General features: G+C 72.5%; 2 protein-coding genes. Both read left to right on the forward strand.

Annotated features, from left to right (window positions below; translation table 11 throughout):
• Positions 1-21: 21 nt before the first annotated feature.
• Entirely contained in the window at positions 22-6,537 is a 6,516-nt protein-coding gene (locus ACFVXC_RS34915) for an amino acid adenylation domain-containing protein (RefSeq protein WP_389913905.1), read from the forward strand.
• Complete coding sequence (locus ACFVXC_RS34920) at positions 6,534-11,156, forward strand: amino acid adenylation domain-containing protein (RefSeq protein WP_389913908.1); 4,623 nt, start codon at positions 6,534-6,536, stop codon at positions 11,154-11,156. Before ACFVXC_RS34915 ends, ACFVXC_RS34920 begins: the two co-directional genes overlap by 4 nt.
• The last annotated feature ends 43 nt before the right edge of the window (positions 11,157-11,199 follow it).

The raw sequence follows: 11,199 nt of genomic DNA on the forward strand, positions 1-11,199 counted from the left end.
GCCCGCCTGAAGGGGGAAGTAGTGGAGTCGTCGGTGGTGGCGGAGCTGATCGCCGCACGGGTGGAGTCAACGCCCGGTGCGGTGGCGGTCGAGGGCGAACGGGCCCTGTCGTACGGGGAGTTGTGGGCGGAGTCCGGGCAGTGGGCGGCATACCTGGCCGCGCTCGGCGTGGGCCGGGGTGAGCGCGTCGCGGTGGTGATGGAGCGGTCGCCGGACCTGGTGGCGCTGCTCCTGGGCGTATGGCGGGCGGGCGCCGCCTACGTCCCCGTCGACGCGGGCTCCCCGGCGGAGCGCGTCGCCCTCGTCATCGAGGACTCGGCTCCGGCGGTGGTGCTGTGCACCGCGCGGAGCCAGGGTGTGGTGCCGCGCGGCGCCGCCGTGCAGGTGGTCGACGACCCGCGGGTGCGGGCGGCGGTGGCCGCCTGTGACGGCGCGGACGTCCACGAACCGGTGGGCGGACAGGACGTGGCGTACGTGATGTACACGTCGGGTTCGACCGGGGTGCCGAAGGGCGTCGCGGTGCCGCACGCGAGCGTGGCGGCACTGGTGGGCGAGGACGGCTGGCCGGTCGGCCAGGGCGACGCGGTCCTGATGCACGCCCCGCACGCCTTCGACGTCACGCTCTTCGAGGTGTGGGTGCCGCTCGCCGCGGGAGCCCGCGTGGTGATCGCCGAGCCGGGCGTGGTGGACGGCCGGCGGGTGCGCGAGCAGGTGCGGGGCGGGGTGAGCGCCGTGCATGTGACCGCGGGGTCGTTCCGCGTGCTCGCCGAGGAGTCGCCGGACTGCTTCACCGGATTACGGGAGGTGCTCACCGGCGGGGACGTGGTACCGCCCGGTGCGGTGGCCAGGGTGCGCGAGGCCTGCCCGGACGTGACGGTCCGGCATCTGTACGGGCCGACCGAGACGACCCTGTGCGCCACCTGGCACGTGCTGAGGCCGGGCGACGAGCAGGGAGCCGTACTCCCGATCGGCCGCGCCCTGTCCCACAGGCGGACCTTCGTCCTGGACACGGCTCTCCGGCGGCTGCCCGCCGGCACGGTCGGGGAGCTGTACGTGGCGGGATCGAGCCTGGCGCGGGGTTACTGGAACCGGCCGGGACAGAGCGCCGAACGCTTCGTGGCCTGCCCGTACGTACCGGGCGAGCGGATGTACCGTACCGGCGACCTGGTGCGCGAGACCGACGCCGGTGACCTCCTCTTCGTCGGCCGCGCGGACGACCAGGTCAAAGTGCGGGGCTTCCGCGTAGAACTGGGAGAGGTGGAGGCGGCTCTGGCCGCCCACCCCGCCGTGGCCCAGGCGGTCGTCGTCGCCCGCGAGGACCGACAGGGCGAGCGCCGCCTGGTCGGTTACGTCGTCCCCGAGGAGCCGGACGGTCTCGACCCCCGACTCGTCCGCGACGGCGTCGCCAGGACCCTGCCCGACTACATGGTCCCCACCGCGGTACTGCCCCTCACAGCTCTCCCCGTGACCCGCAACGGCAAGGTCGACCGCGACGCCCTGCCCGCCCCCGACTTCGCCGGGATGGTCACCGGACGCGCGCCCCGCACCGAGGTCGAGGCGATCCTGTGTGCGCTGATGGCGGGGCTGCTCGGTCTGGAACGCGTCGGCGTCGAGGACAGCTTCTTCGAGCTGGGCGGCGACTCGATCATGTCGATGCAACTGGCCGCACGCGCCCGCCGCGCGAAGCTGTTCTTCAAGGCGGAGGACGTCTTCGAGCACGCGACACCGGCGGCCCTGGCCGCGATCGCGCGATCCGGGGAACACCAGGAACCCGCCGTGCGCGACGCCTTCGCCGGTTCGCTCATGGCCGACCTCCGGCAGGACGAGGCCGACCGGCTGCGGGCCGCGGTGCCCGGCATGGTGGACGTGTGGCCGCTGTCGCCGCTGCAGGAAGGGATCCTCTTCCACGCCACCTTCGACGACGACGGGGACGACGGGGACGACGGTCCCGACGTGTACGCGAGCCAGCGGACGCTCGCACTGGACGGCCCCCTTGACGCGGACCGCCTGCGGACGTCGTGGAGGACGCTGCTCGCCCGACACGCCGTGCTGCGCGCGAGCTTCCATCAGCGCGACTCGGGACGGACGGTGCAAGTCGTCACGGCCGGGGCGGAGTTGCCCTGGCGCGAGGCGGACCTTTCGGGGCTGCCGGAGGGCGAGGTGTCCGCCGAGGTGGCGCGCCTGGCCCAGGCCGAGCGGGCCGAGAGGTTCGATCTCGGGTCGCCGCCGCTGCTGCGGCTGTTGCTGATACGCCTCGGTGCCGATCGCCATCGCCAGATCGTCACCGTCCACCATTCCCTGGTGGACGGCTGGTCCACCGACGTCGTCTTCGCGGAACTGTCCCAGGTGTACGCGGCGGGCGGTGATGGCCGGACGCTGCCCACGACGACGTCGTACCGGACGTACCTGGCCTGGCTCGACCGGCAGGACAAGGAAGCGGCGCGTGAGGCATGGCGCGCGGAGTTCGCCGGTGCGGACGAGCCGACGCTGGTGGTGCCCGGGGAGCTGACCGGGGCGCAGGTCGTTCCGGAGCCGGTGCCGTTCGAACTGGCCGAGGAACTCACGCGCGGTGTGGTGGAGTTGGCACGCTCCCAAGGGGTGACCGTCAACACCGTCGTACAGGGAGCGTGGGCTCAGATCCTCGCCCGGCTCGTGGGGCGGGCGGACGTCGTGTTCGGTACTCCCGTGGCGGGCAGGCCCGCCGATCTGCCGGGCGTGGAGTCGGCGGTCGGCCTGTTCATCAACACCGTTCCCGTGCGGGTGAGTCTGGCGGCGGATCAGTCGGTCGCCGGGATGCTCGCGGACCTGCGGGAGCGGCAGGTCGGGCTGATGGCCGGGCAGCACCTTGGCCTCCGCGAGATCCGTCAACTGGCCGGGCCCGGCGCGGCGTTCGACACCCTCGTGGTGTTCGAGAACCTTCCCCGGACATCCGGCGATCCTGGCGCCGAAGCCGGTCTGGCCATCCGCCCCGTCGGGGAGCCCGAGGACAGGGGGCACTACCCGATGGCGCTGATCGTTGTCCCCGACGCCCGGCTGCGGGGGCTGCTCGTGCACCGCCCGGACGTGGTGGGACGCGAACGGGCCCAGGCTGTGATCTCCTCGCTGATCCGGGTTCTTGAACAGATGGTGGCGGACCCGTCGGCGCCAGTGGGACGGCTCGACGTCCTTCCGGCCGCTGACCGGGCGATCGCGGCGCGGGAACGGGACGCATCGGCACTGCCCGTGCCCGACGTGACAGCACCGGACCTCTTCGCCGAACAGGCGGCGGCCACGCCCGCCGCGGTGGCGGTGGTGGACGGGCGGCGAGTACTGACGTACGGCGAACTGGCCGCCCAAGCAGCTAGTCTCGCCCGGTACTTGACAGACAGGGGAGTGAGGCCGGAGACACGGGTGGCCGTCATGGCGGACCGCTCGACGGAACTGGTGACCGCCCTCCTCGCGGTCTCGACGGCGGGCGGCGTCTACGTCCCCGTGGACCCGGGACTTCCGCCGGCGCGGCTGCGCATGCTCCTCGACGACGTGGCCCCATCGGTCCTGATCTGCGTGCGGGAGAGCCGGGACGCGGTACCGGATGAGTTCACCGGCCAACTGGTGATATTGGACGACCCGTTGAGCTCCCAGACCGTGGCCGAGTACCCGGATAGCCGGATGAGGGACGCGGAGCGGCACACACCGCTGACCGCGTCCAACGCGGCGTACATCATCTACACCTCCGGTTCGACCGGCACCCCCAAGGGCGCGGTCGTTCCCCACCGAGGCCTGCGCAACCTCGTCGACGACCGTGTCGAGCGCTACCGGATCGACGCGGACAGCGCGGTGCTCCAACTCGTCTCGCCGAGTTTCGACGTCTCCATGTCGGACATCTGGCCGGTGCTCTGCGCGGGCGGCCGACTGGTCCTCGCGCCACCCGCGCGACGGCACGCGACCGGCGAGGAGCTGGTCCACCTGATGCGCGCGGAGCGGGTGACGCACGTCGCGATGACACCGACCCTCCTGGCGCAGCTGCCGCCGGAGGAACTGCCCGCGCTGCGCGTCCTGGTCATCGGCGGCGAACCCGTCTCCGACGAACTGCGCCGTCAGTGGTCGGCGAACCGCGAGATCTACAGCGAGTACGGAGTCACCGAGGCGACGGTCGCCTCGACGGTGAGCCGCCCGCTCAACACGCACGACGAGCCGTCGATCGGCCGCCCGGTCGCCAACACCTCCGCCCATGTCCTTGACGCGTTCCTGCATCCGGTGCCCGCGGGCACGGTGGGCGAGCTGTATGTGGCGGGCGCGGGCCTGGCGCGCGGCTACCTGCGGCGGACGAGGCTGACGGCGCGGCGTTTCGTGGCCAGCCCGTTCGCGCACGGCGAGCGGATGTACCGGACCGGGGACCTGGTGCGCAGGACCGGCGCCGGCGATCTCGTCTACGCCGGTCGGGCCGATGCCCAGGTGAAGGTGCGCGGGTTCCGGGTGGAGCTGGGCGAGATCGAGGCGGCCCTCACCGGGCATCCCGCCGTCGACCGGGCCGTGGTGATCCTCAAGCAGGACAGGAAAGGGGAGCGCCGCCTGGTCGGGTACGTGGTGGGGACCGACGCCCGGGCCGACACACGGACCGTGGACGGGCCGTCGGTACGCGAGTACGCCGTGAAGGCGCTGCCCGACTACATGGTGCCCGCGGCCGTGATCGGTCTCGACGCACTGCCGGTCACCCCCAACGGCAAGGTCGACGTCCCCGCGCTGCCCGCTCCCGACTTCGCCGACCACGCGGTGGGCCGGGCGCCGGAGGGCGAGGCGGAGAAGATCCTCTGTGTCCTGTTCGCAGAGGTACTCGGCCTTGAGCGGGTCGGCGCCGACGACAACTTCTTCCGGCTCGGCGGGGACTCGATCAGCTCGATGCAGCTGGTGAGCCGCGCCCGCAGGGCAGGCGCCTTCTTCAGCGCCCAGGACGTCTTCGAGCACGGGTCGCCGGAGGGCCTCGCACGGGTCGTCAGGCTCGGCGCCGGGCACCTGTCGGGACCCGACGTCGGCGAGGGCGAGGTGGCCTGGACGCCCGTGATGCGGGCCCTGGGCGAGCAGGCCCTCGGCGGCGGTTTCACCCAGTGGGTGGTGATGGGCACTCCCGCGGGCCTCGGCGGCGAAGTCCTCACCGCGGGTGTGGGCGCCGTGCTCGACACCCACGACATGCTGCGCGCGCGGGCCGTGGCGGACGGCGACACCGGGCCCCGCCTGGTCGCGGGCGAGCGCGGATCCGTGGACGCCGCCCGCCTGATCACCCGGGTCGACGCGGCGAACGTACCGACGGACGATCTGGACGCGCTCGCGGGCCGCGCCGCGCGGGACGCGGTCCTGCGGCTGGACCCCTTCACCGGAGTGATGGTCCAGGTGGTGTGGCTCGACGCGGGTCCGGAGCGAGTCGGCCGACTCGCCCTGGTGGTACACCACTTGGTGGTCGACGGGGTCTCGTGGCGGATCCTGGCCCCGGACCTGCGCGCCGCCTGCGAGGCGGCAGCCGCCGGGCAGGAGCCGGGGCTCGACCCGGTGGGAACGTCCTTCAGGCGCTGGTCGCGGCTCCTGGTGGAGGAGGCGACCGGCAGGAATCGCGTCGCGGAACTCGAAGACTGGACCGCCCTCCTCGGCAGCCGGGCGGAACCACTCCTCGGCGACCGGGCCCTCGACCCGGCGCGGGACACGGCGGCAGGCATGCGCCACCGGTCCTGGACGGTGCAGGCCCGGCAGGCGGCCACGCTCGCGGGACCGACACCGGCGCTCTTCCACTGCGGTGTGCACGAGGTGCTGCTCGCCACGCTGGCCGGGGCGGTCGTCCAAGAGCGGCGAGGCACGCACGCAACAGTCCTCATCGACGTCGAGGGACATGGACGCAAGCCGGTCGGCGACGCGGATCTGCTGCGCACCGTCGGTTGGTTCACCAGCGTGCATCCCATCCGCCTGGACCTTTCCGGCATCGGTCTGCCCGGCACCGGTCGGTCCGGCATCGACACCACGGAGACGGCAGCCGGTGCCCCGGACACCGGCTCGCTCCTGAAGGCGGTCAAGGAACAGGCGCGGGCGGTCCCGGGCGACGGACTCGGATACGGGCTGCTGCGGCACCTGAACCCCGAGACGGGCCCGGTGCTCGCCGCCCTGCCGCGCCCGCAGATCGGCTTCAACTACATGGGCCGCTTCCCCGCCGTCACCGGAACAGGTGCCGTGGAGCCCTGGCAGATGGCCGGTGAAGAGGCGATAGGAAGCTCCACCGCCGATGCCATGCCCGCCACGCACACGCTTGAGGCCGGTGCGACCATCCGCGACGCGGCCGAAGGGCCGGAGCTGACCGTCTCGCTGAGCTGGCACAGCGAGGTCGTCGACGAAGCGGTGGCGGAACGCGTCGGCCGCCGCTGGCTGGATCTTCTCGCGGGCCTCGCCGCCCACACCACGGACCCGACGGCGGGCGGCCACACCCCGTCCGACTTCCCCCTCATCGAGCTCGCACAGGACGAGGTCGAGCAGTTCGAAGCGATAGCAGCAGAGCTCGAAGGAGGGCGTTCGCTGTGAAGACTCCCATTCCCGCCATAAGTCACACACCCGCCGCCCACCGGCCGGTGCCCCAGGCCAAGGGTTCGGCGCTCGCGGAGGTCTGGCCGCTGTCGCCCTTGCAGGAAGGGCTCCTGTTCCACGCCGACTTCAACGGGCAGGGACCCGACGTCTACACCGTGCAGAACATCCTGGCGGTCGAAGGGCGCCTGGACGCGAACCGCTTCCGAGCCTCCTGGGAGGCGCTGCTCGCCCGGCACGCGGCGCTGCGGGCGAGCTTCCAGCGGCGCAAGACGGGCGAGGCCGTGCAGCTCATCACCCGCGAGGTCGTCCTGCCGTGGAGCGAGGCCGACGTCGCGGACCTCACCGAGCCCGAGGCGACGGCCGAGGCGGAACGCCTGGCCGCACGCGAACGCGCACACAGGATCGATCCGGCGGCGGCGCCGCTGATGCGTCTGCTCCTGATCCGCACCGGCGAGCACCGGCACAGCCTGGTGATGACCAGCCATCACATCCTCATGGACGGCTGGTCGGCCCCGATCCTGCTGAACGAACTCTCCGCGATCTACGCGGCAGGCGGCGACGCCTCGGGACTCACGCCGGTGACCTCCTACCGGGAGTACCTGGCCTGGCTCTCCCGCCAGGACAAGGAGGCCGCACGAGCCGCCTGGAAGGCGGAGCTGGCCGGAGCCGAGGAACCGACGCTGGTCGTGGGCCCCGCGAACCCGGCACGCGGCGACACACCTCCGAAGAAACGCTCCGCCTCCCTCACCGAGACGACGACCGTGGCGCTCGCCGCGCTGGCCCGCGTCAACGGCCTGACGGTGAACACCGTGGTGCAGGGCGCCTGGGCACTGGTGCTCGCCCGTCTCGCCGGACGCAGGGACGTGGTCTTCGGCGCGACGGTGGCCGGACGCCCCCCGGAGCTGCCCGGCGCCGATTCCATGATCGGTCTCTTCATCAACACACTGCCGGTACGGGTACGGCTCGACGGATCGCAGCCGCTGCTCGACCTGCTCCGGGAGCTTCAGGAACGTCAGTCCGCGCTCCTTGCCCACCAGCACCTGGGCCTCTCGGAGATCCAGCAACTGGCCGGTCCCGGCGCCGGTTTCGACAGCCTCCTGGTGTACGAGAACTACCCTCGGCCGCCCCAAGACGCGCCCACACGCGACACGATCTCCTTGACGACGGTCAAGTCGCGCCAGGCCACCCACTATCCGCTGTCGATCGGCGTCGCCCCCGGCGAGCGTCTCCGGGTGGATGTGACCTACCAGCCCGACATGGTCGACGAGGGGGTGGGCGAGGCACTGGCCGGGCTGCTCACGGGCGTGCTGGAACGCATGGTGGTGGATCCGGCGGTGGCGGTCGGGCGCGTAGGTGTCGCAGGCGCGCTGTCCGAGTCCGGGGCGGAGACGGCCGCTTCGGAGGCGGGTGAGTCGGTGCCGCAGTTGATCGCGAGGCAGGTGGAGGCGACACCGGGTGCGGTGGCCGTCCAGGGCGAACGGAACCAGACGTACGGGGAGTTGTGGGATCGGGCGGGGCGCTGGGCGGCGCATCTGACCTCACTCGGCGTGACACGGGGTGAGCGTGTCGCGGTGGTGATGGAGCGGTCGCCGGAGCTGGTGGCCGTGCTCCTCGGGGTGTGGCGGGCGGGCGCCGCCTATGTGCCGGTGGATGTGGGTTCGCCGCTGGAGCGGGTGGCTTTCGTGCTGCGGGACGCGGCTCCGGTGGTGGTGGTGTGCGCGGCGGCGAGCCGGGGTGTGGTGCCGGAGGGCGTTGCCGAGCGGCTGCTGATCGCGGATGACCCGAGGGTCGTGGGGGCGCTGGCTGCTGTTGACGGCGGCGGGTCCGCCGCGCCGGTGGTGGCGGGGGACGTGGCGTATGTGATGTATACGTCGGGTTCGACGGGTGTGCCCAAGGGGGTGGCGGTGCCGCATGGGAGTGTGGCGGCGCTGGTGGGGGAGCGGGGCTGGTCGGTGGGTCGGGGGGATGCCGTGCTGATGCATGCTCCGCATGCCTTTGACGTATCGCTCTACGAGATGTGGGTTCCGCTGGCCGCCGGTGGCCGTGTGGTCATGGCCGGGCCGGGTGTGGTGGACGCCCAGCAGGTGCGCGAGCACGTGGCGGGTGGCGTGACGGCGGTGCATCTGACCGCCGGGTCGTTCCGGGTGCTTGCGGAGGAGTCCCCGGAATGCCTTGTGGGACTGCGGGAGGTGCTGACCGGCGGGGACGTGGTTCCGGCCGCCTCGGTCGCCCGTGTGCGCGAGGCGTGCCCGGATGTTTCCGTCCGGCACATGTACGGGCCGACGGAGACGACCTTGTGCGCGACCTGGCACGTGCTGGAGCCGGGCGACGAGATGGGTCCCGCACTGCCGATCGGGAGCCCGCTGCCGCAACGCCGGACGTTCGTCCTGGACGCGTTCCTCAAGGCCGTTCCGCCGGGCGTGGCCGGAGAGTTGTATGTGGCGGGCGCCGGGTTGGCGCAGGGCTACTGGAACGGCCGAGGTCTGACCGCTGAACGGTTCGTGGCCTGCCCGTACGCGCCTGGGCAGCGGATGTACCGCACCGGCGACCTGGTGCGCCGGTCCGCGGACGGCGAGCTGCTCTTCGTCGGCCGCGCGGACGCGCAGGTCAAGATCCGGGGCTACCGGGTGGAGCTGGGTGAGGTGGAGGCGGCCCTGGCCGCTCATCCCGACGTGGCGCAGGCGGTGGTGGTCGCCCGCGAGGACGGTCCGGGCGAGCGCCGCCTCGTCGGCTACGTCCTCCCGGACGGTCAGGCGCTCGATCCGCAGCGCGTACGCGATGACGTCGCTCAGGCGCTGCCCGACTACATGGTGCCCGGCGTCGTGCTCGTCCTTGACGCTCTGCCGGTGACCCGCAACGGCAAGGTCGACCGCGCGGCTCTGCCCGCGCCCGACTTCGCGGAACGCGTCGTCGGCCGTGAGCCCCGGACCGAGGCCGAGGAGACGCTGTGCCGTCTCTTCGCCGAGGTGCTCGGTCTTGAGCGGGTGGGCGTCGAGGACAGCTTCTTCGAGCTGGGCGGCGACTCGATCATGTCGATGCAGCTGGCCGCGCGCGCCCGCCGCGCGAACCTGCTCTTCAAGGCGCAGGACGTCTTCGAGCACGAGACCCCCGCCGGGCTCGCGGCCGTCGGCCGCCTGGCCGACGAGGTGTCGGCCCCGCCGGACGTGGGTGTGGGCGAGGTGCCCTGGACGCCCGTGATGCGGGAGCTCGGCGAGCGGGCCGCCGTCCGCCCGAAGTTCGCCCAGTGGACGATCGTCAGCGCGCCCTCCAGGCTTGAACGACAGGTTCTGGTCGCCGCGTTGAGCGCCGTTGTCGACACCCATGACGTGCTCCGCTCGGTGGTGGCCGGGAGCGCGGCGGGGCCGCGGCTGCTCGTCCGCGAGCAGGGGACGGTCGATGCCGGGGCTCTGGTCACCCGCGTGAACGCGACCTATGCGGTGGCCGGCACCCTTGACGACATCGCGGACGAGGCGGCACAGGAGGCCGTGGAGCGCCTTGACCCCTCGGCGGGCGTGATGCTTCAGGTGGTTTGGGTGGACGCCGGTCCGGGGCGGGTCGGTCGACTGGTCTTCGTGGCCCACCACCTGGCGGTCGACGGCGTCTCGTGGCGGATCCTGGTCCCGGACCTGAAGTCCGCGTGCGAAGCGGCGGCGGCCGGTCGTGAGCCGCGGCTCGACCCGGTGGGTACGACCTTCAGGCACTGGTCGCGACTGCTGGTCGAGCAGGCCGCCGGGGAGGCGCGGGTCGCCGAACTCCTGGAGTGGTCCGCTCTGCTGGGGCAGCGGGAACCCTTCCTGGGCGAGCGTGAGCTGGACCCCGAGCACGACACCGCGGCGACCGTGCGCCGCCGGTCGTGGACCGTGCCGACCCGGCAGGCCGAGACGTTGACGAGCCGGACGCCGACGGTCTTTCACTGTGGTGTGCATGAGGTGCTTCTCGCGTCCCTGGCCGGTGCGGTCGCCGGGTGGCGGGGTCAGTCCGCGGCCTCGGTGCTGGTGGATGTGGAGGGGCATGGGCGGGTGGCGCTCGGTGGTGCGGATCTGTCGCGGACGGTGGGCTGGTTCACCAGCTCGCACCCTGTCAGGTTGGATGTCGGTGCCGTCGATGTGGGTCAGGTGGTGGCGGGTGGTCCGGCGGCCGGGGTGTTGTTGAAGTCGGTCAAGGAGCAGGCGCGGGCGGTGCCGGGTGACGGGCTCGGGTTCGGTCTTCTGCGTCATCTCAATCCCGAGACCGCACCGGTGCTCGCGGCGTTGCCGCGCCCGCAGATCGGCTTCAACTACCTGGGCCGCTTCACGGCGGACACGGCGAACGTCACGATCGGCGGCTCGCTCGACCCGTCCATGCCCGCGATCCACACCATCGAGGCGGGCGCGGTGATCGTCGACACGGCAGACGGACCCAGGCTGACCCTCACGCTGAGCTGGGCCGCCGCGCTGTTGGCCGAGGCGGCGGCAGAACGCCTCGGCCGGCTCTGGATCGACCTGCTCGGCGGTCTGGCCGCCCACACCGCCGACCCCACGGCGGGCGGACACACGTCCTCCGACTTCCCGCTGCTCGACCTCGCGCAGGACGAGGTCGACGAGCTCGAAGCCGGTTTCGCCGACGGCATCCCGTAGCCGTCAGCCGTCATCAGCCATCCGGCCGGTCCAGGCCCTGAAC

The organism is Streptomyces sp. NPDC058257 (assembly GCF_042881845.1).
Lineage (GTDB): Bacteria > Actinomycetota > Actinomycetes > Streptomycetales > Streptomycetaceae > Streptomyces.